This window comes from Nitrincola alkalilacustris (genome assembly GCF_008973755.1).
Lineage (GTDB): Bacteria > Pseudomonadota > Gammaproteobacteria > Pseudomonadales > Balneatricaceae > Nitrincola > Nitrincola alkalilacustris.
In genome coordinates this window covers 261,970-288,575 of the sequence record NZ_WBOM01000003.1, presented here as the reverse complement: position 1 = coordinate 288,575, position 26,606 = coordinate 261,970, and the positions used below count along the sequence as shown (strand labels likewise).

20 protein-coding genes are annotated in these 26,606 nt (G+C 51.6%); 7 read left to right on the top strand and 13 right to left on the bottom strand.

Features of this window, described 5'->3' with window-relative positions; all coding sequences use genetic code 11:
* The first annotated feature begins 31 nt into the window (after positions 1-31).
* Both dusA and tal read left to right on the top strand, forming a co-directional pair.
* Positions 32-1,102: a tRNA dihydrouridine(20/20a) synthase DusA gene (gene dusA / locus F7R27_RS06860; protein WP_151703485.1), complete on the top strand. Its 1,071-nt coding sequence runs from the start codon at positions 32-34 to the stop codon at positions 1,100-1,102.
* Positions 1,089-2,036, top strand: a complete 948-nt coding sequence (tal, locus tag F7R27_RS06855) for a transaldolase (protein ID WP_151703484.1) — start codon at positions 1,089-1,091, stop codon at positions 2,034-2,036. Before dusA ends, tal begins: the two co-directional genes overlap by 14 nt.
* A gap of 67 nt (positions 2,037-2,103) precedes the next feature.
* Here tal and F7R27_RS06850 read toward each other — a convergent pair whose 3' ends face one another.
* From F7R27_RS06850 to ppnN, 10 genes are all read right to left on the bottom strand, one after another.
* A complete protein-coding gene (locus F7R27_RS06850) occupies positions 2,104-2,589 on the bottom strand; it encodes an STAS domain-containing protein (RefSeq protein ID WP_151703483.1) in 486 nt (161 codons plus the stop codon).
* A gap of 2 nt (positions 2,590-2,591) precedes the next feature.
* A complete protein-coding gene (locus F7R27_RS06845; protein WP_151703482.1) occupies positions 2,592-3,755 on the bottom strand; it encodes a PP2C family protein-serine/threonine phosphatase in 1,164 nt (387 codons plus the stop codon).
* A gap of 90 nt (positions 3,756-3,845) precedes the next feature.
* Positions 3,846-4,562, bottom strand: a complete 717-nt coding sequence (locus tag F7R27_RS06840; protein WP_151703481.1) for an MlaA family lipoprotein — start codon at positions 4,560-4,562, stop codon at positions 3,846-3,848.
* 176 nt (positions 4,563-4,738) lie between these two features.
* Complete coding sequence (locus F7R27_RS06835; protein WP_151703480.1) at positions 4,739-5,656, bottom strand: porin; 918 nt, start codon at positions 5,654-5,656, stop codon at positions 4,739-4,741.
* A gap of 371 nt (positions 5,657-6,027) precedes the next feature.
* Positions 6,028-9,831 (bottom strand): ATP-dependent RNA helicase HrpA, encoded by a 3,804-nt coding sequence (hrpA, locus tag F7R27_RS06830; protein WP_240776269.1) that lies wholly within the window; start codon positions 9,829-9,831, stop codon positions 6,028-6,030.
* Positions 9,832-9,838: 7 nt separating this feature from the next.
* The gene (locus tag F7R27_RS06825; protein WP_206060431.1) at positions 9,839-11,518 is read right to left on the bottom strand and encodes an AMP-binding protein; all 1,680 of its coding nucleotides are present in this window, start codon (positions 11,516-11,518) and stop codon (positions 9,839-9,841) included.
* 10 nt (positions 11,519-11,528) lie between these two features.
* The gene (locus tag F7R27_RS06820; protein WP_151703478.1) at positions 11,529-12,338 is read right to left on the bottom strand and encodes a class II glutamine amidotransferase; all 810 of its coding nucleotides are present in this window, start codon (positions 12,336-12,338) and stop codon (positions 11,529-11,531) included.
* Between the two features lie 2 nt (positions 12,339-12,340).
* Positions 12,341-12,832, bottom strand: a complete 492-nt coding sequence (locus F7R27_RS06815; RefSeq protein ID WP_151703477.1) for a bactofilin family protein — start codon at positions 12,830-12,832, stop codon at positions 12,341-12,343.
* A complete protein-coding gene (locus tag F7R27_RS06810) occupies positions 12,781-13,578 on the bottom strand; it encodes a M23 family metallopeptidase (protein WP_240776267.1) in 798 nt (265 codons plus the stop codon). Before F7R27_RS06810 ends, F7R27_RS06815 begins: the two co-directional genes overlap by 52 nt.
* A gap of 203 nt (positions 13,579-13,781) precedes the next feature.
* Complete coding sequence (gene ppnN, locus F7R27_RS06805) at positions 13,782-15,161, bottom strand: nucleotide 5'-monophosphate nucleosidase PpnN (protein WP_151703475.1); 1,380 nt, start codon at positions 15,159-15,161, stop codon at positions 13,782-13,784.
* Positions 15,162-15,391: 230 nt separating this feature from the next.
* Here ppnN and F7R27_RS06800 point away from each other — a divergent pair, with 230 nt between their 5' ends.
* From F7R27_RS06800 to F7R27_RS06790, 3 genes are all read left to right on the top strand, one after another.
* Complete coding sequence (locus F7R27_RS06800; protein ID WP_151703474.1) at positions 15,392-16,789, top strand: PhoH family protein; 1,398 nt, start codon at positions 15,392-15,394, stop codon at positions 16,787-16,789.
* A gap of 126 nt (positions 16,790-16,915) precedes the next feature.
* Positions 16,916-17,203 carry a membrane protein insertion efficiency factor YidD gene (gene yidD, locus F7R27_RS06795; protein WP_151703473.1) on the top strand — a complete coding sequence of 96 codons (288 nt, stop codon included), beginning with the start codon at positions 16,916-16,918 and terminating at the stop codon, positions 17,201-17,203.
* A gap of 125 nt (positions 17,204-17,328) precedes the next feature.
* A complete protein-coding gene (locus F7R27_RS06790) occupies positions 17,329-19,524 on the top strand; it encodes a sodium:solute symporter family protein (protein WP_151703472.1) in 2,196 nt (731 codons plus the stop codon).
* A gap of 52 nt (positions 19,525-19,576) precedes the next feature.
* Here F7R27_RS06790 and F7R27_RS06785 read toward each other — a convergent pair whose 3' ends face one another.
* A complete protein-coding gene (locus F7R27_RS06785) occupies positions 19,577-20,392 on the bottom strand; it encodes a mechanosensitive ion channel family protein (RefSeq protein WP_151703471.1) in 816 nt (271 codons plus the stop codon).
* Positions 20,393-20,557: 165 nt separating this feature from the next.
* Between F7R27_RS06785 and F7R27_RS06780 the strand changes: the two genes are divergently transcribed.
* The gene (locus tag F7R27_RS06780) at positions 20,558-21,130 is read left to right on the top strand and encodes a TIGR04211 family SH3 domain-containing protein (protein WP_151703470.1); all 573 of its coding nucleotides are present in this window, start codon (positions 20,558-20,560) and stop codon (positions 21,128-21,130) included.
* Positions 21,131-21,223: 93 nt separating this feature from the next.
* Here the strand turns inward: F7R27_RS06780 and F7R27_RS06775 are convergent, their stop codons facing one another.
* Both F7R27_RS06775 and F7R27_RS06770 read right to left on the bottom strand, forming a co-directional pair.
* On the bottom strand, positions 21,224-21,436 hold the full coding sequence (locus F7R27_RS06775; protein ID WP_151703469.1) for a hypothetical protein: 213 nt from the start codon (positions 21,434-21,436) through the stop codon (positions 21,224-21,226).
* Positions 21,437-21,454: 18 nt separating this feature from the next.
* Positions 21,455-23,983 (bottom strand): EAL domain-containing protein, encoded by a 2,529-nt coding sequence (locus tag F7R27_RS06770; protein ID WP_151703468.1) that lies wholly within the window; start codon positions 23,981-23,983, stop codon positions 21,455-21,457.
* 204 nt (positions 23,984-24,187) lie between these two features.
* Here F7R27_RS06770 and ptsP point away from each other — a divergent pair, with 204 nt between their 5' ends.
* Positions 24,188-26,449, top strand: a complete 2,262-nt coding sequence (gene ptsP, locus F7R27_RS06765; protein WP_151703467.1) for a phosphoenolpyruvate--protein phosphotransferase — start codon at positions 24,188-24,190, stop codon at positions 26,447-26,449.
* Positions 26,450-26,606: the final 157 nt, after the last annotated feature.

The following is a 26,606-nucleotide window of genomic DNA, read 5'->3' as shown; positions in this document are numbered from 1 at the left end:
AGCTCACTTTTAACAGAAAGATCCTTTTTAGATGCCCACCAGCCAGATACCAAGCAGCCTGACCCAGGCACCACGCCAAAACCCACCTGCAGACAATGTTAATCGCCGCTTCAGCGTTGCGCCTATGATGGACTGGACGGACCGGCATTGCCGCTACTTCCACCGTCTATTATCACAGCATGCACTGCTATATACCGAGATGGTCACTACAGGCGCATTGATTCATGGCAATCGTGAGCGATTCCTGCGCTACGATCAGGCAGAGCACCCTCTGGCCCTGCAATTGGGAGGCAGCAATCCACAGGAGTTGGCAGAATGTGCGCAGATGGCGCAAGACTGGGGCTACGACGAGGTTAACCTCAATGTCGGATGCCCAAGTGATCGTGTGCAGAACAATATGATAGGCGCTTGCCTGATGGCACACCCGCAACTGGTGGCCGAGTGCCTGTCCGAGATGCAGGCAAGAGTGAGCATCCCTGTCACCATCAAGCATCGCCTGGGCATAGATGATATGGAAAGTCTGGAGCAGCTCAGGAACTTCATCGAGATTGTTAAAGGCAGCGGCTGCTCCACCTTTATCATCCATGCACGCAAGGCGATTCTGAAGGGCCTGAGTCCGAAACAGAATCGCGAAGTACCTCCGCTTCGTTATGAGTGGGTCCATCAGATTAAAACTGACTTCCCCGAGCTTGAGATCATCATCAATGGTGGCATCCAGACACTGGATCAATGCCAGCAGCACCTGGAGCATCTTGATGGTGTCATGATCGGTCGCGAAGCCTATCAAAACCCCTACGAATTATTGAGCCAGGTTGATTGCGAGCTCTATGGCAATAACCACAGGATTTTGTCCCGACTGGAGATCGCCGAAGCATTTATCCCTTACCTGGAAGCACAACTACAGGAAGGCGCACCACTCTACTCGGTTCTGAAACACCTTCTCGGACTTTTTCATGGTCAGCGTGGTGGCAAGCAGTTTCGCCGTCATATCAGCGAAAATGGGCATAAATCAGGTGCAGCTATTGACGTTTACCGCGAAGCGTTGCAATTTGTATCTCAAGAACATAACAACGACAGGGCCCCACTAAATGGACCAGCTTGAGCAACTGAAACAGATAACCACTGTTGTCGCGGATACTGGCGATATCGATGCGATTCGTGCATTCAAACCCGTTGATGCCACAACCAACCCCTCTTTGCTCCTGAAAGCCAGCCAGGACCCCAAGTATGCCCATCTGCTTGATGAAGCCCGCATCTGGGCAGAAAAACAGGGAGGCGGCAGCCAGGAGCTGCTGAATAACATGACAGATCGGCTGGCCGTTCTGATCGGGAAAGAGATTCTGTCAATTATTCCCGGTCGCATCTCGACCGAGGTGGATGCCCGCCTGTCATTTGATACCCAGGCGACGATCAACCGTGCCCGGCGCCTGATAGACCTCTACCAGGAGTTTGAAATCCCTCAGGACAGAGTTTTGATCAAGATCGCCTCAACCTGGGAGGGTATTGAAGCAGCTCGCGTTCTTGAGCACGACAATATTCAATGCAACCTGACACTGCTATTTGGTTTCAGTCAGGCGATGGCCTGCGCTGATGCCGGAGTATTTCTCATCTCACCCTTTGTAGGACGTATACTGGACTGGTACAAAGCCAATTATCCTGATCAGGATTTCAGTGGCAATAACGACCCAGGCGTTGAGTCTGTGACGCGCATTTACAACTATTACAAAGCGAACGGCTATGGCACCATCGTCATGGGTGCAAGCTTCAGGAATGCTGATGAGATACGATCTCTCGCCGGTTGCGATCGACTTACGATCAGCCCGGCACTGATGCAGGAGCTGGAGAGCAGCGACATGCCATTGCATGCGAGGTTGACAGCCGATAATTGCTACAGCGAAGACCAGCCCTTCAGCCTCAGCGAAAGCAAATTCAGATGGATGCTCAATGAAGATGCCATGGCCAGCACGAAACTTGCCGAAGGCATCCGCAATTTCGCGGCCGATCAGGTCAAGCTGGAATCACTTTTGAGTCAATAGACTATCGCCTGATTTTCAGTGAACGAAGCCGGCCAGACCGGCTTCCAGATTACCCACAAAGACCATATCAGCCACAATTTTCGAGCGTTTCGACCAGATCCTTGAAAGCCGAACGATTACCCTCATTAAGATCAATCAACACTCTGTGAGCATCGATAATCCGCTGTTTGATAATATCTTCGGACTCTTGGACAAAAGGGACTCTCTTCAGATCCTTGACACTGGTCGGCAGGGTGTCAATCAACAGAAAAACTTCATCAAAGCCCATGGCCAGCAATATTCGGGTGATATCAGGATTGGTTGATACCAGTGTCGGCTTTGGCATCTTGCGCTCTGCCGTCTTTATAGCCAGCTTGGCAATAAGACCAAGAGAAGTACTATCGATATTGATCGTTTCGGTCAGATCAATCAATGTATCAGTAATCTCATCCAGCGACAGCAGGCTTTCAAGGTGCTGATCTATCGTTGAACAAAGCGTTAGACGCACCTCACCGACAAACTTGAGCACATAGTGCCCATCCTGGCAGGCGTAAAAAATTTCACCTTCATTCATTGCTAAGCTCGAGACACAGTCATTATTGCCACATCATCCGGATTCGAAGCATCAGCTTTGATCAACTTTGTTGAAAGATCAAAGGAGGATACAAACCCACCTTTCAATAGCTGCAGAATATTCTCCTCCTTATCTGTAAGATTATCACCATCGATGATTTCAAGAATGCCATCAGAGAAGAGTGTCAGCGCAAAAGTCTGCGGCAGTTGCAACTCGCGCTGCTCGAAAGTTGGCGTCTCAAACAGACCCGCCGGCATACCTCTACCCTCCAGGTAACTGGTACAATCCGGAGAATGAAAAACCGGCATCGGGTGATGGCCGCCAACAGCATAGACCAGCTTTGAAGATTCTGTATCCAGCAGCCCGATAAACATTGTCAGATGCTTGCCCAACCCTGTCAGCAAAAGCTCACGATTGATACGCTCCAGAGTAGCTATCGGCGAGAGGATATCAAAACTTGAGTGCCGTTTGTAATTACGCAACAGACGATGCGTCATATTTTTCAGCAGCACTGTCACCAGAGCGGATGACGCACCATGCCCGGATATATCAGCGAGATAGAAAAGGACCTGATGTTCATTAATAGCGATCGCATCCACAAAATCACCACTGAGCAGCAGTGAAGGTGTCAGGGTATATTCAAAACGGATGCCATTGATGGTTTGCTCTTTAGGCGGAAGAAGATTCTGCTGCACCTGCTGGGCGGCACGATGATCAGCCTTCAACTCATCCAGACTTCGCTCGAGATTTTCTCTGAGGCGCTTGGCCTCAACAATATGAAAGGCTCTCTTGAGCTGGCGCCTCATTGATTCAACGAAAAGATCAGGGTGCAGATCAAGATCCGAGGGAAGAAAAACATCGTCTGCACCGGACCTGAGGGCAGAAATTATAAGCTCAGCAGTTCCATCACTCACCAGCGCAATAGCAGGCATGGGATTGAGCCTGGCAGAAGCAATGGACATGAATTCCGGCGTTACGAAAGAGCCAAGATCGAAGATAGCAAGCATGAAATCACGATGCTCGAGCTGGTTTTCAGCATCCACCGAATCACGACTGACAATAATTCGCAAAGAGCCTGTATCACACTGCTCGAATAGCTCAAATAACCGATCAGTTGTTTCTGTACAGGCTGATACCAGCAGAACATTGTGGGCTTGTTGGCTCATTAATGACTGGCCGTATTAACTGACTGACTCATTAGCCTTCATGATTAAGTACATTCGCTGCTCTTTACGAAATCATTGAGTTTGAAACACTTAAAAATCTGTTTCATCAAACGTGATTTCAACCTGACCATCATTAATCAAAAACTCCCGACGCTGTAGGTAAGCATCGCGCACAAAAATATAACGATCACCGGATATCAGTCGCTCAGAGTCCATCAGCCGCGATCGTGTATCAAGAACTCGTACAACCTGAAGAGAATTGCGCAGTGCACGATCATCAACATATCGAACCGGATCGGCCATCATATCCGGGACCAGACCCGCTGTATCCCTGAAAGTACTCGGCCCCAGCAGCGGCAGCACGATATACGGCCCGGAACTCACGCCCCAGTAGCCTAGCGTCTGCCCAAAATCTTCATTATTCTTGGGTATACCCAGAGGAGTTGCAACATCAATCAAACCACCGATACCCCAGACAGTATTGAATGACAAACGCACAAAGTCCTCAGATGCGTTGTGAAGCTTCCCCTGCAACAAATTATTCAGCAGGGTACGGACATCTCTGAGATTACTGAAAAAGTTCGTAACACCCGTTTGAGCAACATCAGGTACCACGTAGCGATAACCCTGTGTCAATGGCTTGATTGCAACACGATCGACGCCATCATTGAAACTGAACATCGCTCTGTTGAACCCCTCCAGAGGATCAAGATTAATGCTCTCCTCGCCTGCCAGAACACCGGGAGCAGCAAACAGCAGAAGCAGACTGGTGACTGCAGCAGATTTACGAATAGATGTAGCCAGCATTATAAATCCTTGTATGCCGAATCTCAGATGGGCTTATTGTAACACCCCCAGCTTACGATTAAAGCAGATATTGGTTATGTAACAACTTCAGGCTTTCACACAACGCAAAAGGCTCCCCGAAGGGAGCCTTTGTGATCAGATAGAAGCCGTAAGACTTCCAATAAGATCTTTAGCTATTAGAAGCGTACACGAATACCAGTGCTCAGAGTATCAGCAACGCCCATGTCTTCCAGAGAAGAGTTGGCTTCACCGTAACCCAGGTACAGGTTAGTCATGCTGCCCAGGTTGTGCTGAACTTCAACAGCATAGCCTTTAGCGCTGCCACGGAAGTCAGCGTAAGCTGCTTTCAGAGTAGTGCTGTCAGTTACGTTGTAAGTAGCAGCCAGTTCGAACGGAGTAGTGTTGCCACCGCCGCGTACACGGTTGCGAGAGATGCCAGCAGCAACTGTACCAGCACCGTAGTTGTAGCTAACAGATGCAGCAGTAGCGCTATCCAGAGCGAATGAAGATGACTCGAAACCGCCGTGTGACAGAGAAGCTGTCAGGCCGCTAGCGCTGTACTTGGCAGCAACGTTGAATGCATCGATGTTCTTGTCAGAGCGAGCGCTGCTAGCCAGAACGCCACCTGCAAACTGCAGTCCACCCATGTCTGGGGAGATGTACATTGCAGAGTTGGACGCACGGTAGATAACGTCAGTAGAACGAGTTACACGAGCAGCACCAGACAGCATTACGTCAGTTGCGCCAGTAGTCCACAGGTAGTGTGGAGTCCACTGAGTACCCAGAGCGAAAGAACCGAAATCACCGCGCAGACCAGCGTGAGCCAGACGAGTGTTCAGTGCAGTTGCGCCGTTTGGAGTAGCCAGGCCCATTTCGATGTGGTAGAAACCTACCAGACCGTCAACGCCAGTATCAGCAGTACCGCGAACACCGATACGAGATACGGAGTTAGCTGCACCACCGATGTCCATTTTAGCGCCATCGTCTTTACGAACTTCGATGTTCACGTGGCCGTACAGAGTAGCGTCAGCCATTGCAACCATAGGTGCAGTCATTGCACCAGCAACAGCCAGAGCGATAAGTGACTTTTTCATTTAGTTTTCCCCTTCAACGTTCAACATACTAGTAGTTGTTTGACTTTTTCTTGGTTCACCTTATCAGTGATACCGAGAAAATACTATAAAACCAGATTATTTCAAACTAATGAAGAGAAAAAAATGAATTTTCCCAAAATTAGCCATCTGATCGTAAACACTTGCTGTGAGATTACCAGCTGAAACCTCGGTTTCAGCCACTGTAACTCAAGCCTGTGCCTGAATTAGGTGCAATTACAGCATAGGGTACAGGGTGATGCAAGTTTTACCGCCATGATTCTGAAGGTTTTCCGTCATTTTATCCCCGATCACCATGCAATTTGCATCATGCGATCACGTCTACAATACACAGAAGCTGAATCTGCAGCGGCTCAGCACTCTTCCAACTGCTTGCGCAGACGCTTGGCGGACACGCTCTGACGGGTGCCAAGTTGTTGCGCAAAAAGTGATACACGGTACTCTTCCAGCAGCCAGCGAAACTCAATTAATCGGGCAGGCACATCCCCTGCCACCTTCGCCTGCTCAAAACGTTTCTCATACTGAGCCCACCACTGCTGCAGCTCTTCAGACTGAACACAGTTCTGCCTCAGCTCTCGCTGATACTTCTCCAGTCGAATCAGAATGGCCTGCAGATATCGTGGATACTGCTCCAACCATTCGGGTGATGTCTCAGTCAGATAATGACGTGTAAAGAGCCTGGTAAGCTGCGCCTTTATATCGTTGAGCACTGGCACTGTCTCCAGACTGACACGCCCATTCAGCAACTTGTTGATCTGATGCCAGGTGCGATGGCAGTTACAGGCAAATGCTGCGACCCTCTCAGCAGCTCCGTAAAGCTCTCCCTTGACCTTATCGAATCGTGCCTTGAAGGCGGCAGCATCGCGCGGCAATGAATCATGCAACCCTGCACAATGCATCACGGCTGCCAGCAACACCTCATCCTCAAGGGTTTTACGATCAAACAGCTTATTGCTCAGCATCACCGCATCATTCAGGTGCGGCATCTTGCGCTGAGCAAAGCGCGCCTGATCACGTGCACCAAGTAGATAAAGACGCGCGACACCACGGATATTATGCTGCTGTGCTTCGCTCTGGCGTGCAAACACCTGCAGGTCCACACTGGTGCCTCTATCGACCAGCGCAGGGTATACCTCTACCTCTACACCACCGGCCTGCTTGAGCCTGATACTCTGCGGCAACTCGGAAAAGTCCCAGGCAACCAACCCCTTTCGTCCCCAGGTATCTGACGGGCTGGACTGCAACACCTGCTCTGCCCGCCGGGCAAAGCGCCTTACCAGCACCTCCCAGTCGCGCCCTGCTCCAAGCAGTTTGCCCTTTTCATCCAGCACACGGATGTTAAACAGATAATGATCATCCAGCTCAATCTGCTTCAGCGTGGCAACATCCACACGCGTACCGGTCATACGCAACAGCTTATGACTCAACGCCTCAAACAGATCGCCCTGCGCAAAACTCACCGCATCACAGAAAGCCTCAACATAATTGGGTACCGGTACAAAGTGTTTCCTTATCGCCTTGGGTAGTCCCCTGAGAAGGGCCGTGACTTTATCGGCCAGCATCCCCGGCACCAGCCAGTCCAGACGCTGCACCGAAAGTGCGCTCAACAGCGCCAGCGGCACATCGATCGTCACACCATCATTTTCGGCACCCGGTTCAAAGTGATAGTTCAACTGATAACGCGCATCACCGATCAGCAGATGATCCGGATAAGCCTGTTGCGTAATATGCCCTGCCGAACGTTGAAGAATATCGTCCTCGGTCATGAACAGTGCTTTGGGATCGCTCTTTTCAACCTCTTTTCGCCAATGTTCAAAGCCCTGCCCATTGACGATTTTTGCTCCACCCAGTGCATCCAGCTTTTCGGCATAAAACTGGTAAAGCACCTCTTCATCAACCAGAAGATCACGTCGACGGGACTTGGCTTCAAGCCCTTCAACACTTTCCAGTAAAGCACGATTGTGCGCAAAGAAAGCGGCGCGAGTGGTGTACTCACCCTCCACCAACGCACTGCGAATAAAGATCTCATGCGACGCAATCGGATCAATACTGCCATAGTGCACCTTGCGACGAGGCACAATGATCAGGCCATACAGAGTCACCTGCTCAGTGGCAACCACCTGAGCGCGCTTCTGCTCCCAGTGCGGCTCCATCCAGCTTTTCTTGACCAGATGTGAGGCGGGTTGCTCTATCCACTGCGGCTCGATTTTTGCCACTTGGTGCGCATACAGACGACTGGTTTCCAGCATCTCGGCAGCCATGATCCATTTCGGGTTCTTCTTGAACAGGTTGGAACCCGGAAAAATCCAGAAGCGACGGTTACGCGCCCCCAGATATTCTCCTTTTTCCTGTTTGAAGCCGATATGACTCAACAGACCTGCCAGCAGCGACCGGTGAATTGAAGCATAATCTGCAGACTCCACAGCGGCACTTGAACCCGCATTTCCGGCGACTGCACCTCCAGAGCCTTTGCTCTCAGAGCCAGCATTACTGGCACCAGACTCACGATAACCCAGCTCACGGCAGCTCAGCAGAAGTTGTCGATGCAGATCACGCCACTCCCTCATGCGCACCCAGGAGATGAAGTGCTTCTGACACCATTTACGCAACTGCCCCTGGCTGAGCGTCTGTCTCTGCTCTTCATATAGCTCCCAGAGTTTCAGCAGGGTCATGAAGTCCGAATCATCATCCGCAAACAGTTTATGCTTCTCATCAGCAGCCTGGCGTTTGTCATGCGGTCGTTCACGCGGATCCTGCACGCTTAATGCACTGGCGATGATCATCACTTCACGCAAAGCCCCGAGCTTTGCTCCCTCCAGCAGCATCCTCCCAATCCGCGGATCAACCGGCAAGCGGGCAAGATCACGACCGATTCGCGTCATATGGCGCTTGTCACCAACCGCCTTTAGCTCTTCCAGCAACTTGAAACCATCATTGATGAAGCGACTGTCCGGTGGATCAATAAACGGAAAGAGTGAAATATCGCCCAGCTTCAGCTGCAGCATGCTGAGAATAACGGCCGCCAGATTTGTCCGGCGTATCTCAGCATCAGTGAAGGCCGGACGAGACTTGAAATCCTCTTCGGAATAGAGTCGGATACAGACACCGGGGGCCACACGACCACAACGCCCGGCACGCTGATTTGCACTGGCCTGAGAGATCGCTTCGATCGGCAGCCGCTGAACCTTGGAGCGATAACTGTAACGTGAAATACGTGCCACACCCGGATCGATGACATAGCGGATGCCGGGAACGGTCAGAGAAGTTTCAGCAACGTTGGTCGCCAGCACGATACGTCGTCCGGCTCTGCGCTGATCATGAAAAACCCGATTCTGCTCAGCCAGTGACAAGCGTGCATAAAGAGGGATGATTTCGGTATCGCGCAGCTCAGCTTTACGCAGACTCTCTGCAGTTTCACGGATTTCCCGCTCACCCGGCAGAAATACCAGAATATCTCCTGGCCCACCTGAGCGCTTCTGACGATCTATCGCGACCAGTTCATCGACCGCCGTCAGAATACCCTGCTGAAGATCCTGCTCCTTCTCATCTTCCTCCTCCAACTCATGCAGAGGGCGATAAAGCATCTCAACCGGGAAAGTTCTGCCTGAGACCTCAATGATCGGTGCATTGTTGAAGTGCTGTGAAAAACGCTCCAGATCGATGGTCGCAGAGGTGATGATCAGTTTCAGATCCGGGCGCTTCGGCAAAATCTGGCTGAGATATCCCAGCAGAAAATCGATATTCAGACTACGCTCGTGCGCCTCATCGATAATCAGCACACTGTACTTTTTCAGCAACCTGTCATGCTGCGTTTCTGCCAGAAGAATACCGTCTGTCATCAACTTGATTTTGCTGGCCTGGGATACCTGATCATGAAAGCGCACCTGATATCCGACCAGTTGCCCCAGCTCGCTCTCCAGCTCCTCTGCAATACGTGCAGCGACTGTTCTGGCGGCAAGACGCCGTGGCTGAGTGTGGCCGATCAACCCGTTTTCAGCCAAGCCCAGTTCCAGACAGATCTTGGGCAACTGAGTGGTTTTACCCGACCCCGTTTCGCCAGCAATTACCACCACCTGATTGTTCTGGATGGCATGAGCGATCTCTTCACGACGCTCGGAAACAGGGAGGTCTGGATACTTTATCTTGAACGATGACATAAAAACCTTAGTGGGAGTGCTTATCCGCTTCTTTATCGGATCGCGCATGACGGTTCAGTACCTGCTCACGCAACACGCGCCGCAATACTTTACCGACAGGTGAACGGGGCAACGAGACGCAAAACTCTACGGATTTGGGAACCTTATAGGCGGTCAGGCGCTCTCGGCAATAATCACGCACTATCTGCGGCGTCAAGCCAGGCCTGATAGGGACTACAAACAGCTTGATCTGCTCGCCGGTATTCGCATCCGGCAACCCAATCACTGCGCAGTCCTCGATATCGGGATGAGAGCTGATGATATCCTCAAGCTCTGTCGGATAGACATTGAAACCAGATACATTAATCACCTCTTTGCGACGATCAACGATTTTCAGATAGCCCTCCATATCCAGCACACCGATATCGCCCGTATCCAACCAGCCATCCGGCATCAGCACCAGCGCTGTTTCTTCAGGGCGTTGCCAGTAGCCTGCCATCACCTGAGGCCCCTTGATCCAGATTCCACCTACCTCACCAAGAGGAAGATCATCCCCCTGCTCGCCTCGGATAGCGACCTGTGTTTCAGGTAACGGCGGCCCTACCGTGCCCACCCGAACAGCATCTGGCAGATTGACACTGACCACCGGTGAGCACTCAGTCAAACCGTAGCCTTCTGCAATCGCGCAACCTGTGAGTTTATGCCAGCTTCTTGCCAGCGCATGTGTCAGCGCCATCCCCCCGGAAATTGTTAGACGCAGCTCTTTAAGATCCAGCTCGTAAAAACGCGGCTGACTGATCAGTGCAGAAAACAACGGATTGATCCCTGCAAACACAGTGGGCTTGCAGGATTTGAAAGTCGCGATCAGACGTTTGATATCCCGCGGATTGGGCACCAGCTCTGTACGACTGCCGATGGCGGTCAGCGCGAGCGTGAGCATGAATGCGTATATATGGTACAACGGCAAAGGTTGCAGCAGCCGCTCCTCGCCGGGATGGGTGTACTTCAGTAGTAACTCGCGCAACTGATCAAGATTCGCCAGCAGATTGCCCTGTGTCAGCATCGCCCCCTTGGCAGGGCCCGTCGTACCACCCGTATATTGCAATAACGCCAGATCCTGCGGTTCGCATCTGATCTCGCGCATGGCGGGAGCAGCATTCGGTTTCAGAATATCTCGCAATCTGATGGTGCTTTCAATCTGATGCGCCGGTGCCCGCATTTTCCAGTAACGCAGTACCAGATTCAGCACGCACCCTTTAATGGGCGGATGCAGATCACCGATCTCGGTCAGAATAACTGTCTCAATGGCTGTTTTATGCAGGATGCGACCAGATAGATGAGCAAAAGGCGTAAAGACAACCAGCGCCTTGGCACCTGAGTCGATAAACTGGGACTCCAGCTCCGAAGGGGTATAAAGCGGATTGGTATTCACGACCACCAACCCTGCCCGCAGAGCGCCGATCAACACTACCGGATACTGCATCAGATTAGGTAGCTGAATCGCAATGCGGTCACCCGGCTGCAACGTGGTATGGTGCTGCAACCAGGCAGCAAAACGGGACGACAGCAGATCCAGCTGAGCATAGCTGATGCTTGCCCCCATATGTCCGAAGGCTGGTCGCTGAGCAAAGCGTTTGAATAACTGCGTAAAAAACGTATTCAGATCGGCACTGCGATCAATACTCAGATGACGGCTCTGTGTTGTCAATCATCACTCCCTATGCCTGATCTTGCCCTGCATCACAGGCAGCGCGAAAAGAACTCTTCACCAGTCCATCAACAAATACTACCATCTCTCCCGGTACCAGGGATTGCCACTGCTCATTACAGGTCAGTGGTTCGGTGGCGATGACCGTAACGATATCGTTCGGTGTCGTCACGGCACCAAAATCCACTTCGACCTCACAGTCACTGAGGCGAGCTTCACCGAAAGGGGAGCGGCGCGTAATCCAGGAAAGCTTTGTACTGCAGAAGGCAAACAGATGCGTGGACTCGCTCAGCAGCATGTTATATACCCCCAGCGCCCGGAGCTTTTCACAGCACTGATGTACAAAAGCCATCAAAACTGAAAAGTCTTCGGGCCTGTCAGGAAACGCAGATCGAACCTGATCCAGCAACCAGCAAAACGCATGCTCGCTGTCGGTAGTCCCGATCGGCTTGTAAAAGGTCAGGGGCCAGTCGAAAATGGCTTTATCCAGTTGGCCATTATGTGCAAAACACCAGCGATATCCCCACAGCTCACGACTGAAAGGGTGTGTATTCTCAAGGCAGACACCCCCGACATTGGCCTGACGGATATGGCTGATCACGGTACAGCTTTTGATGGGATGCTCCGAGATAAGCCGAGCTACCTTCGAATCGACACTGGGCTGAGGATCATGGAATGAGCGCAGCCCCTTACCTTCATAAAAAGCGATTCCCCAACCATCTCGGTGTGGACCTGTGCGCCCGCCTCGCTGCATCAGCCCGGTAAAGCTGAAGCAGATATCCGTTGGCACATTGGCACTCATCCCAAGCAGTTCACACATGCTTAAGCCTTCTTGCCGGTCAACGTAATGCGGTCGGGCAATGAGTCGATCAGTTCCGTACCGGAATCAAACCCCAGACGCTCGGTCAGACGCTCCACCCTGCCAGGTACGTCATCATTGGGCAGCGAGAAAGCCTGCGGTTGCTCCGGCAAGCGCCGCTCTCCAAGAAAGCACCCCTGCGGATCAAGGGTAAAGATCTGACAACAGGCGTTGGCCCTGACTTTGCCACCGCGTTCTATATGCAACTCTTCACAGATAACATCCCCCTCAAGGACCCCGCTGACAAAAAGCTGACGGGCTCGAATACGCCCGGAAACGACACCTGTTTTGCCAATGGAGATATCATCACTGGAGCTGATAGTACCCTCCAGAAAACCGTCAACATGCATCTTTCCACTGACAGTGGTATCACCGTAGAAACGGTTACCCTCAGCAATGATGGTTACTGCTGACCGGTTTGATTTAGCGGATACAGTGCGCTTAATGATTCCCACTGAACCCCCTCGACAGTACTGAAAATCGAATCAAAATTATCCAGCCCCCATTTCATGAACTTTTCAGGATCAATCGGACTATGAAGATGTCTCACTTCGTAGTGCAGATGCGGTCCTGTGGATCGACCGGTATTACCGCTGCGACCGATCAGCTGGCCTTTATGCACAAACTCACGAGGCTTGACCTCAACCTTGTTAAGGTGCGCATAGTACGACTTGAAACCGAAATTATGCTGCAGGATTATCAGATTGCCAAATCCTGTTTCGCTGCTGTAACCACCGAACTCAACCACACCATCCGCAGTAGCGTATATCGGCGTTCCCGGTGGTGCGGCAAAATCCACACCATTGTGCTGCGAGCGAGTTTTACGGATCGGATGAACTCTGGGACCAAAGCGGCCACTCATTCGTACTCCTTTGATCGGTAGCCCATTGGGAATGCTGTGAAGCAAAAACAGCCGCTGTCTGGCCGCAGCTTTCACCAGTTCCACACGTTCCGATGCTGTCATCTCCGAGCGCTCACCCATCACATTCAGCATCGATTCAAGATCTGTCAGATCGGCATCCAGGCGCAGCTTTTCCTGATGCAGCATATCACGTTCAAAATAGACATCGCTGAAAAGACTGCCCAGGGAGTTCAACTGCGACAGATACAACTGCTGCGTACCCAGAGTAAACTCATACTCATCGACCAGCAATTGATGATCCTGCTCGAGGCCTGAAAGATCTTCACGTGTCTTGACCAACAGAAAATTGGAAACCAGCAGGCTGAGCCCAAATAATAATAAAACAAGCAAAACCAGATATCTGGCGAGCTGATTCAAGGTGTACTGACGGGATCCATGGACCGTTGTCAGTGTCACTATCAGTTTATGTCGCAAGGCAGGAACCCATCAGGAAAACAGAACGCGGTTAATATACCCGAATTAACCGCGTTATCATAACCTGATCAGCTCACAGGATGGGCCAATCTGAAGCAGGGAACATACTCTTCATGATTTATTTTCATTCGGCGCTGATCAACAAATGAGCTAAGCAGATGGTCCAGCGCACGCGTGATATCAGCCTCCCCTGTGATCTCGAAGGGTCCGTGCTCCTCTATGGCCCTGATCCCCGATTCCTTCACATTGCCGGCAACGATGCCCGACAGAGCGCAGCGCAACTGTGCCGCCAGTTCGTGATCAGGCAAGGATTTGGATAACCGCAGACCTGCCATATTCTCATGTGTTGGTTCAAACGGCTGCTGCAGTGCCAGCGGTATGGTCAACTGCCAGTTGAAGTGAAAGGATTCGCCTGACTTCACGCGCTGCTCCGTCACCTCTCTCAGCCCCTGCTTCATGCGATGAGCCACCTCATGCGGATCATCCACAATAATTTCATACAGACTCTGCGCACGCTTACCCAGTGTTGTACCGATAAACGCATCGACTGTTTCGAAATAGGCCTCACTGCCGGCAGGACCGGTAAAGATCAGTGGAAAACGGATTTCCGCATTTTCGTCACGCAGCAGAATGCCGAGGATATAGAGTATCTCCTCAGCAGTCCCTGCCCCACCGGGAAATACGACAATGCCATGACCCAATCTGACAAACGCTTCCAGGCGCTTCTCAATATCCGGCATGATCACCAGTTCATTAACGATCGGGTTCGGAGATTCCGCCGCAATAATTCCAGGCTCAGATATTCCCAGATAACATCCACGCGTAATACGTTGTTTGGAATGAGCAATGGTTGCACCCTTCATCGGCCCTTTCATGGCACCCGGGCCACAGCCGGTGCAGATATTCAGCTTGCGCAAACCCAGTTCATAGCCCACCTTTTTGGTGTACTCATACTCCAGTCTATTGATGGAGTGCCCGCCCCAGCAGACAACCAGGTCAGGTTTGACATGAGGGCGCAGCGTTTCGGCATGGCGCAGAATATGAAACACCATGTTCGAGATGGACTCTGAGGGATTCATCTCATCACAACAGTCATCCAGCTCATCCGTGACATACAGCAGGTCACGCAACACAGAGAAAAGATGCTCTCGAATCCCCTGGATGATCTCACCATCGACAAATGCGCTGGCCGGCGCATTGATCAGATCCAGCTGAACGCCACGATGCTTCTGACTGATCTGAACATCAAACTGACGATATTTATCCAGCACTTTGCGCGTGCTGTCCATCTCACTACCGGTATTCAACACCGCCAGCGCACATTGACGAAACAGTGCATACAAACCGCTTTGACTCTTGTCCTGTAACTTTGCGACCTCATGGGGCGAAAGGTTATCGAGGCTTTCACGCGGGGTAACACTGGCATTCACAAACTGCTCGGTCATCATAACTGACCTCCTTTACACACTACCACTCCACCCCTTCAAACCGATTCATCTGCTGAACCTTTTCGAAGGGCTTAAACATACTATTTCTTATAACTATGAACCCTGCCTCATCTTTTTACTACAATCAGATGATATTTTTATGACTGGCAAAGCAGTTTGAAAAAGGTGATTGTAATCTGTGCCAGGTTGTTTTAGCTTGCAGGTGTACCTCACTGCAAAGGAAGTTTCAGATGAGCCCATCGAAAGCGTCAAGACTGTACATTCTCGATACCAACGTACTTTTGCATGATCCCAAGTGCCTGTTTGAGTTCAAAGAACAGGATGTTGCGATTCCGATGACGGTTCTCGAAGAGCTTGATGACATCAAGGACCGAAAACAGACAGTGGCCGCAGAAGCGCGTCATGCGATCCGCGTGATCGACAGCATCATCAGTTCAGCCTCCAATCCTTCTCAGATAACCAAGGGTGTCAGAATACTCCTGCCAGGCAAGGATCGCGCCACCAAGCTGGGTCTGTTGAGCATCTTCCCGGACCATGAGCTGACAGCCCGTGCCGGTTTTTTGCCTGATGAGCGAAACAAGGATAACCGCATTATCAACTGCGCTCTGCATCTGCAATCCACCTTCCCTCACCGACAGATCGTGCTGGTCACGAAAGATATCAACATGCGTCTCAAGGCGCTGGGTGCAGGACTGGAACGTGTTGAGGATTATCGTACTGATCAGTTGGTATCGGATATCGACCTGCTGCCGGAAGGGCATCACCATCTTGAAAAACCCTTTTGGGAAGGTGTGGACAAGGTCGACAGCTTTCAGAAAGAGGGCAAGACCTATCATAAGGTTGCCCATACACTGCTGCCGGATACCTACCCGAATGAATATATCTACGATGACAGCAAGGATTTTGTCGCCAGAACCGTCCGAGTAGAGGGTGACAGTATTACCCTGCAGGATCTCGGATACAGTCACATGATGCATCAGAGTTGCTGGGGCATCTCGCCGATCAACATCCAGCAGGCCTTTGCGATGCAGGCGATGCTCGACCCGGATATTGATCTGACGATTTTCCTTGGCTCAGCAGGTTCGGGCAAAACCCTGATTGCACTGGCCTGTGCGCTGGAGATGGTGATCGAACAGGGCCGCTATAACAAGATCATCGTTACCCGCTCGACACCACCTGTTGCTGAAGATATCGGCTTTCTACCCGGTACTGAAGAGGAAAAAATGACCCCTTGGATGAGCTCCATCAATGACAACCTGGAAGCAATGCATGCACAGGACGAGCGCCCGCAGAGCAGCGTCAAGTACGCCATTGAAAAAGCCAACATCCAGTTCAAGTCCTTGAACTTCATTCGTGGGCGCAGCATTCAGAATGCCATCGTACTGATCGATGAGGCGCAAAACCTGACACCACAGCAACTCAAAACCATCATAACTCGCTGCGGCAAGGGAACCAAAATGGTCTGCATGGGCAACCTGGCGCAGATAGACTCCAACTACCTGACGCCGCTCACCTCGGGTCTGACCTATATTGTTGAGCGCTTCAGAGAGTTTGAAGGATCCGCCAGCGTTCACTTCCAGGGCGTATTCCGCTCGCGCCTGGCAGAGTTTGCCGAAGAGCACCTCTGATACCCTCTATCACTAACCGACCGTTTATCAATAGATACCCGGTCGGCCTTTCGCTTTTGCTTCTCTGTACCTCTGCACGGCGTTACCATAACATCCTTGTACCTTTGAGCCCTGTAATGAGACACGATGCGTTGGATTCGAGGCCTGATCAGCCGCTTTTTTATTCTGTTGGTGAAGTTTTACCAATATTTCATCAGCCCACTCATACCACCCAGTTGCCGTTTTTATCCGAGCTGCTCCAGCTACATGATAGAGGCGATACAGGTGCATGGGCCATTCAAGGGCCTCTGGCTTGGCCTGCGCAGAGTGTCACGCTGCCACCCCTGGAGCGAAGGCGGGATCGACCCAGTTCCCCCTCGTTGCTGTCAGCATGAGAATAAGAGCCCCAACAAAGAGCCAGAAGATGACAACTGAAACTGCCAAGGTAAGGTTTTTACTGCAGTTTCGGTACTTTCTGCTACTGTTGGCAATGTGACTGCAAAAAGACGACAGGCTAAAGCCCATCTGAGTTTATAACCACACGAAACAGGAAGGTTGTGATGTTTTCACCGTTAAGTATTGTGCTGATTGTGGTCCTGTATATGGGTCTGCTGTTTGGACTGGCACAATGGGTTGAGAAACGTGCGCAGGCGCGCGGCACGCACAAGGGATCAAGCTGGGTATATGCACTGTCGATGGCCGTTTTTTTCACCTCCTGGACCTTCTATGGCAGTATCGGATTTGCAGTCCACTCCGGAATGCTCTTTCTGGCCATCTATATCGGTGCTCTGATCAGCGTAATCTTCTGGTGGAGCACATTGAAGCGGATGGTAGCGGTGAAAGAGGGATTTCGCATCACCAGCATTGCTGATTTCATCTCAACACGCTATCGCCGCTCACAACGTATCGCCGCACTCGTAACGCTGATAGCTCTGAGTGGCATCGCCCCCTATATAGCTTTGCAGCTCACGGCTGTCATCAAGAGCTATAGCTTGATAACGGGCGTGAGTCACACCCTTAGCCCTGGCTTCACCGGGTTTCTGGTGACGCTGATGATGATCGCATTCACCATCATCTTCGGTATCAGACGGCTAGATCCGACCGAGCGTCATCAGGGTATGGTTGCCGTACTGGTAGCCGAGTGTCTGGTCAAACTGGCCGCGTTTCTGATTGTCGGCCTGTCTGTAGTCTACATCGGTTTTGGAGGGTTCGATCATCTTGTGTATCTGCTGGATGATATGCAGGTCACACAACTGACCAGTTTCACGGCTAACCAGCACTCGGGGGTGCTGTGGTTGACACTGATCGTACTGGGTTTTGCCGCGATACAGCTTTTGCCACGACAGTTCCACGTAGCAGTGGTGGAAAACAGCGATCAGAACCATATCAAAACAGCCATGTGGATGTTTCCACTCTATCTGATACTGATCAACCTGTTTGTAATTCCAATTGCCGCAGCGGGGCTGATCTATGAGCTTCCATTGGGATCAGCCGATTACTTCATGATCCTCGTGCCTCAGTACCTCGGGCAGAAGGGGCTGACACTGCTTGCTTTCATCGGCGGGTTTGCAGCAGCCACAGGCATGATTATCGTGTCCACCATGACGCTGTCCACCATGGCAGCGAACCATCTGGTTCTGCCCTTCTGCGAACGTTTCAGCCGCCTGGAGCCCCTCCGTGCTTTCATGCTGCAGATACGCTGGATCATGGCTGCACTGATTCTGCTGGCCAGCTATCTTCTGGCGATGCGCCTGGGTGATACCTATCTGCTGGCATCAATGGGGCTGATCTCATTTGCCGCTGTACTGCAGTTTGCACCCGCCCTGCTTCTGGGTATGTTCTGGCGCCATGGCAACAGCATCGGCGCCATGACGGGCCTTCTCAGCGGTTATCTCATCTGGGGTTATACGCTGATCATCCCAGCCATGATCCGCGAAGGCTGGCTGCCCGGTTATCTGCTTGAGGAAGGCCTGCTGGGTTTCCACTGGCTTCGCCCGGAAGCCCTGTTCGGCCTGGACTATCTGCCAGCCATAACTCACAGCGTGATCTGGTCTTTACTGTTCAACACACTTTTTTATCTGCTTGGCTCCTGGTTCTATCACCCGCAAAAAGCGGAAAGAAGCCTCACCCGAGAGTTTCTGAGTGCAATGCTGTCGAAGCAGATGAGTGCCAAGGCTCGTCCAACCGGACTGGATGCCTATATTGCACTGGAATCGAAGATGGTTGAGGCGCACTCCCTGCTGGCACGCTACCTCAATCATGAAAAAGCGGAAACAGCCATCGAGCGCATCACCGAAGATCTGCAGGTGCACAACAAGGATTACATCACCATCATCGAGCTGATGGAGTTTCACCGCATGCTGGAACAAGTACTCGCAGGTTCAATAGGCGCCGCCAGTGCTCACAGCGCCATGGAGGAGCGGATCAGCTACACAGAGCGCGAAGCGTCTGATCTTAAAGCACTTTACAGCCATATAGTCGGAGAGCTTCAGGGCCAGATCCGTGTTGTCACACAGAACCCGGATCAGGATGAACACGCTCCGAGCGGTTATCTGCTGCTGGATGAGTTGCAGCACCAGGTAGATGATCTGAAAAATACGATAGAGAAGCAGCAAAGCGCCCTGAACAAGATGGAAGAGAAGCTGGAGCAGCAGTATCAGGATATATTTGATTATCGCCTGGAGGCTCAGAAACTACGGCATGAGAATGAAGTGCTCAGACAGCAACTGATCAAAGAAGACAGCGGGAGCAGTTGATCACAGCCATGCACCTTCCCGAATCACGGTGAAGGTACATGGCCATATTTCATCAGGACACGGCTTCCTGCTCTTCTCGATGCAGATGCACATCCATCTGAGGGTACGGAATGGTGATCCCTTCCTCGTCGAAACGCAGCTTCACCTGTTCGGTCACATCCCAGAGCACGCTCCAATAATCAACGCTCTTGACCCAGGGGCGTACATTGAAGTTGACACTGCTGTCGCCCAGCGAAGCCACCACTACCAATGGAGCAGGGTCATCCAGCACCCGCTCATCACTCGCCAGAATCTCCTGCAGTATCTGCTTGGCTTTACGCAGATCATCGTCATAGCTGATACCGAACACCATATCAACCCGGCGCGTTTCCCGACGCGAAAAGTTGGTGATCACACCTGCATAGATATTACCATTGGGGACCAGTATCTCGCGATTGTCGCCAGTACGCATCATGGTTGTGAAGATATTGATCTGCTCGACAACACCAGAAACCCCTGCAGCGTCAACAAAATCCCCGGCCCGGAAGGGACGAAATACAATCAGCATCACACCCGCTGCAAAGTTTTTCAAAGAGTCCTGCATCGACAGACCGACAGCAAGACCAGCCGCGCCGACAAGTGCAATCAGAGAAGTAGTATCTACGCCCAACTGGCCCAGAGAGGCCACCACCACTATCAATAACAGCAGTGCACTGACAATGGAGGTAACGAAGTTAACCAGAATCTCATCAAGGTGCGCTTTTCGCAACAGGCGAGCAAGCACATTGATCATCAATTTAATGACCTGACGACCAATGAAAAAAATCAGAAGAGCCATGCCAATATTGATCAGCCATGGCAGAACATAGGCATCAAAGAAGTTATCCATACTGTTAAATCCCGAATCATGAATAAAGTGAAGACTTGAACACCGCTAGATTATCAAGCTCCTGCCAACACTGACAACGATAAAATTTTCACTGAACTTTTATGGAGGGTAGCCATCAGATTTTCAATCCGTACAATAGTACCAGTGATATGTTTAGGATTATTAATGAAAAAGCTTCTCGGTATCTCTTTTCTTGTTTTGATCAGCAGCCAGCTCCATGCTGAGGTCGGCCATATCGCTGACGATGTATATGTATTCACTCACGGCGGACCCAGCAATGAGTATCGCATCAATGGCAGGGTCAACAGTGGCGAAGCCATCACTATCCTGGAGCGCAACAGAAATACCAATTATGTTCATGTGCGGACGGAAGCAGGCCGAACCGGATGGTTGCCCAGTGAATTTGTTGAGACAGGCCTGAGCATACTGCATCAACTGCCGCAGATGGAAACCGACCTTGAAGCAAGCCAGACACTGGTCGAAACTCAGGCTCGTGAGATAGCTTCGCTACAGGAGCAACTGCAACAGTTCACATCCGAAAGTCAGCAGTATGAGATGGGCGTACAACAGTTACAGGCCCAGATACGCTCACTGGAAAGCGAGATCGAGCATATGGATCAGAGTAATCTGATCCGCTGGCTCACACATGGCGGCCTCGTTGCCCTTGGCGGTGTCATCCTGGGGTTGATCATCCCCCATCTGCCAAAACGCAGAAAGCGCCGTGAGGAATGGTTCTGAAGAGTGGTTCTGAAGAGTGGCTCTGAGGAGCAGTGCTGAGGAGCCGCTCTGAAAGGCAGCGCTGAGAAACATACAGCGCTTCTGACTTTTATGTCAGGAGTTGCCTGAGGAGCCAGCCATTGGCACTGGCAATGGCTCAAGCTCTCCATAACCCTCAGCCTTTGACCAGTAGTGCCTGCCCTGCTCGACACGGATAACCTGTTCAAAACGACCGTCTAGATAGGTCACCGCCTCTTCCAGGGTATCGATATTGCAGAGTATGACACCACCACGGTTATTGGCGGTCGTGAACAGATAACTCTTCATCTGAAAAGTCTTTCTCCATTAAGCAAGCAGTCTTGAGTCCAAGGGTTTTCTCATCCATTGGGTGAGTTCTTTTTCAGCAAGAGGACGTGAAATCAGATAGCCCTGCGCCTGATCACACCCCATCTCTCTGAGCAGTTTAAGCTGCTCGGTATTCTCCACACCTTCGGCCACCACTTCAAGGCTCATGGCATGACTCATGGCGATCATGGCTGATACAAGTTTGCGGTCTGTTTCGGAGTGCTCGATATTATTGATGAAACTGAGATCTATCTTGAGCTGGTTCAGTGACATGATCCGGATATAGTTCAAACTGGAATAGCCGGTACCGAAGTCGTCAATAGAAACACCAACTCCTGCCTCACGCAGCCGATTCAGCGCCTCACTGGTCTGCTCGGCACTGTGCAGGAAGCTGGTCTCTGTCAACTCGACACAGAGCTTCTCCGGCTCCAGAGAAAACTCCTCCAGTAGATCAAATACCTGTCTGGCAACATCATGGCGCTGAAACTGTCTGGCCGATACATTGGCCGCCACCTGCAGGTCAAAACCCTGATCACGCCATTTTGCCGATTGGTAAGCTGACTCACGCAGTACCCAGGTACCTATCTCATCAATCAGACCTGAGTCCTCTGCCAGGGGAATAAACTCCCCGGGAGAAACAGATCCCAACTCAGGACTGAACCAGCGAATCAATGCTTCAACACCTACTATCCGGTCACTTTTCAGGCAGAGCTTCGGCTGATAAAAGAGAACCAACTCCCGGTTATCCAGTGCTTTTTGAAGATGACTGGTCATCTGATAGCGTGACTGAGCTCGCTGATGCAGCTCCGGCGAGTAGAATCGAAAGCTGTTTCGCCCTACCTGTTTGGCCTCGGCCAATGCAGTATCGGCACTTCGCAGCAATAGCTCGATGGTATCGCCATCATCCGGGTAGATCGCTACCCCTATGCTGGTGGAGATGCGCAGCTCTGCATTGTCGACCAGTATCGGAGCTGAAATGATTTTGCACAGATGCTCCATACCCAACGTTAATTCATCAACGCTTTTCCAGCAGGTCAGAATAAGATTGAACTCATCTCCACCAGGCCTTGCTGCCGTTTCCTCTTCATTGACCGTGCTCTCTATACGGCTGGCAATTTCACGCAGCACCTTATCGCCGGTAACCTGTCCGAATCTGTCATTCACGCGTTTGAACAGGTCCAGATCAAGTGCCAGCAAAGCAATACGCGTCCCCTGCTCTCTGGCATAGGTAATGGCCAGATCAAGGCGATCGTGCAACAGCCGCCTGTTCGCCAACTGTGTGATCTCGTCAAAATAGGCGATCTTCTTCATCCGCGCTTCGGAGCGTTTGACCTCGGTCAGATCATGAAAAATAGCGGCATACTGATGTATCTCACCACGCTCATCCTCTATAGCCGTAATACTCAGCCACTCCGGATATACACGTCCCTGCTTGCTTTTGTTCCAGATCTCTCCCTGCCAGCGCCCATGCTCCTGCAGGGTGTGCCACATGCGCTGATAAAAAGCCCCATCATGTCGTCCGGAGCTGAGTATATTTGGGTTGCAGCCCAGCACCTCCCACTCTTCGTACCCCGTAATCTGAGTAAAGGCCGGGTTGACGCTGACAATGCGCCCCTGCCTGTCGGTGATCAGAATCCCCTCCATTGAGGCGTCAATCACCTTTTCTATCAGGCGCAGGCTGTGTTCGGTCTGCTGCAGACTGTGACTGCGATCGTGCAGCAACTCACGCAACCGGAATACATAATCTATCTCGACATTGCGCAGAATATCGGAATAGGAAGCCAGACCGATCACCTCGCCACTGGCCGACAAGACACCCAGGTGCCTGAAACCATGCTTACGGAAGTGTCTGCGTGCATTATACAGACTCAACTCACCCGGTACGGCTACCAGCTTGTTCAGACCAAACGCCGACAGAGGGCGGTCCAGATCCTTGCTGTAAGTAGCCAGAAAAGAGATCACGTCCGTTTCGGTGATAATCTGAAAACCACCCTGCTCTGTCTCGACCAGAGCTGCCGTCAGATCGGCTGTGCGCATGCGGTTGATCGCAAGGCGCAGGGTACAGGCGGATGGCAGTCGCATCGGATCACGATTACAGACTTCCGATAGAGAGCGCAGGAACAGGTCATGCTCAAGTCCCTGGCTGTTGACGATATCACTCTCGCTGACCACTCCGAGCAGCTCACCAGCAGTACTGACGACAGCAGCATGGCGGATGCTGCGCCCCATGAACTCCAGACCCAGCTCATCGATGGTAGTTTCGGGCCCCACCGTCAATACCGGCTTAGACATCACATCACTGAGCTTCAGGGGGCGATCAGAGTCTACCTGACCCAGTCGCATGGCATCACGGCGCGTCAGAATACCAACAGGTCTCAGTTCATGACAGACAAGGATCGATCCGATTCGACAGCGGGACATCAACTCAATGGCGGTATCGACACTGTCCTGCGGGGAACAACTGACAATATTCTTGCGGCAGATATCAATCACCTGCAACCGGTTACTGTTGCGCACCTCAGTATTCATATGTGCTCAATTAGAAAAACCCTGATAAAAAACATAGTTTAACAGCCATCATTCAAACACACTACATCCATTTCGCAGATAGCCGTCCTACCCACATAAGCATAGCTGAAGATGAAATAATCGTTGAAAAGCAGTTGTCGGATTCAAACAACTGTGTAAAAGTCATAACTTATCTGCCATAAGGATCTTCGGAGCTCCAGTGCGATGCAATACCCCCTGACAACCCTGATCACCCTTGTAGAGCAGATCGCCCGTACACAAGACCCTGAAGCGATGATGGATGCTATTGTCGGCCGTCTGAGTGAGCTGATGCGTGTTGAGGTCTGCAGCCTTTATCTGTGTAATCCCGAGCAGGACAGACTGGTGCTGGCTGCCACACGCGGCCTGGCTCCCGACGCTGTAGGTACGGCCTGCCTGTCGATGAACGAAGGGCTGGTCGGGCATATCGCTGCATCACTCAATACGCTGAATCTCGGTGATGCCCCGGCAGATGACCGTTTCGTTTATATTCCCGAAACTCACGAGCAGCCCTATCACCGTTTTCTGGGGGTACCTCTGATTCACCTGCGCAAGCTGATCGGTGTGTTGGTGGTTCAGGGAACACAACAGGTGCCTTTCAGCCAGGAGGAGGAAGCCTTCCTGATGACGGTCGCGTCACAGCTCGCCGGTACACTGCACCACCTGCAGCGCAGTGGCAGCTGGATGCTGACGTCTGATAACAATCCTTTCATTCGTCACAAGGGGATACGCGGTGCCAAGGGTGTCGGCTGCGGACGCCTGTGGATCATTGACCCTCATATGACACTCGATCAGGTCAAACCAGGTTTCAACAGTGATCCCATTCAGGAAAAAGGTGACTTCAGTGATGCACTTGCAGCCGTATCCGAAGAGCTGGAAACAGGATCCGGCAAACTGGGTCATCACCTGCCTGCTGATGTCTCCGCCCTGTTCAGTGTCTATCAGATGATGCTGCATAGTCCTGAAATGATCAGCGGAGTGAACAAGCTGATCATCCTGGGCGACAGTGCCACCTGGGCACTGAAACAGACCATCGAGCAGATGGCGGCAACCTTCGAGCAGTCTGATGATCCCTACCTCAAGGCTCGCAGTGAAGATATCCGCAATATCGGGCAGCGCATACTTAACCAGTTACTGGTGCATGATCGCCAGGTGATAGAGGCACCGGATGAGCCCTTGATTCTGGGTGGAGAACAGATCAGTATCGCTGATCTGGCAGAGTTCCCGCTCAAACGCATCCATGGCATTCTCTGCACCGGAGGCTCAGCCCTGTCGCATACGGCCATCGTCGCCAATGCACTCGGCATCCCGGCCATCATGGGGCTTGAACACCTGGACCTGGACAACCACCGTGGCGATAAGGTGATAGTCGATGGTAATCGTGGCGAGTGCATTCTTAACCCTCCAGCCCCACTGCTGGAGGAATATCGCCGTGTCATCGATGAAGAGCGTCGTTTCATGCAGGACCTGGATCGGCTGAAGAATGAGCCGGCCCAGACCCTTGATGGTTTTCGGGTCACACTGCTGACCAATACCGGCCTGTTGGCAGACGCCACGCCGGGGCTGGAGCGAGGTGCCGAGGGAGTGGGTCTTTATCGCTCAGAAATCCCTTTCATGATTCATGACAGTTTTCCCACCGAACAGGAACAGTTCCTGCTGTACCGCAAGGTGCTGGAAGCCTATGCACCTCGTCCCGTCTCGATGCGCACACTGGACATAGGCGGTGACAAGCAACTGCCCTACTTCGACATATCGGAAGAGAACCCCTATCTCGGCTGGCGCGGCATACGCTTTACCCTGGATAACACGCAACTGCTCGTGGCACAGGTCAGGGCCATGCTGCGCGCTGATGTCGAGCACGGAAATCTGAAAATGCTGGTGCCGATGGTCAGTCGAATAGATGAGATTGTGACCTTCCGCCGCTATGTTGAAAAGTCCGTTGATGCACTGAATCGGGAAGGCGTACCAGTAAGAATGCCCGAAATCGGCATGATGGTTGAAGTTCCATCGGCGATGCTGCTGCTACCCAAACTGGCACGCTACATCGATTTTGTCTCCATCGGCAGCAATGACCTGACTCAGTATCTGCTGGCCGTCGATCGCAACAACCCGCGCGTGTCCGAGCTGTTTGACCATCTGCACCCCGCCGTAATGCTGGCACTTGAGCAGATACTGAATCAATGCAAGGCGCTCTCTCTGCCGGTGTCTCTGTGCGGTGAAATGGCATCAGATCCGGCGGCTGTCCTGATCATGATTGCGCTGGGGTATGATTGCCTGAGCCTCAGTGCCTACAACATACCAAGAGTCAAACTGCTGATACGCTCCATCAGCCGTCAGCAACTCTTGCCACTGCTGGCTCAGGCTCGGGAGCTGGAGCATGAAGCTGAAATACGAGCACTTTTTGAACCTCTGCTGGAAAGCCTGGCAGGTTCTAAAAAAGCACCATAAATGTGTATAACCATTTGATTAAAAAATGATTTATTGATGATGATTTGCGAAAATTGACAAAATATCGGACAGGAAGGGCGAATTTGAATTATAATTCCCCCAACGAACCACCCTGCTGAAACAGATATGAACTAAGCTATAGTCATCAGTTCAAGAT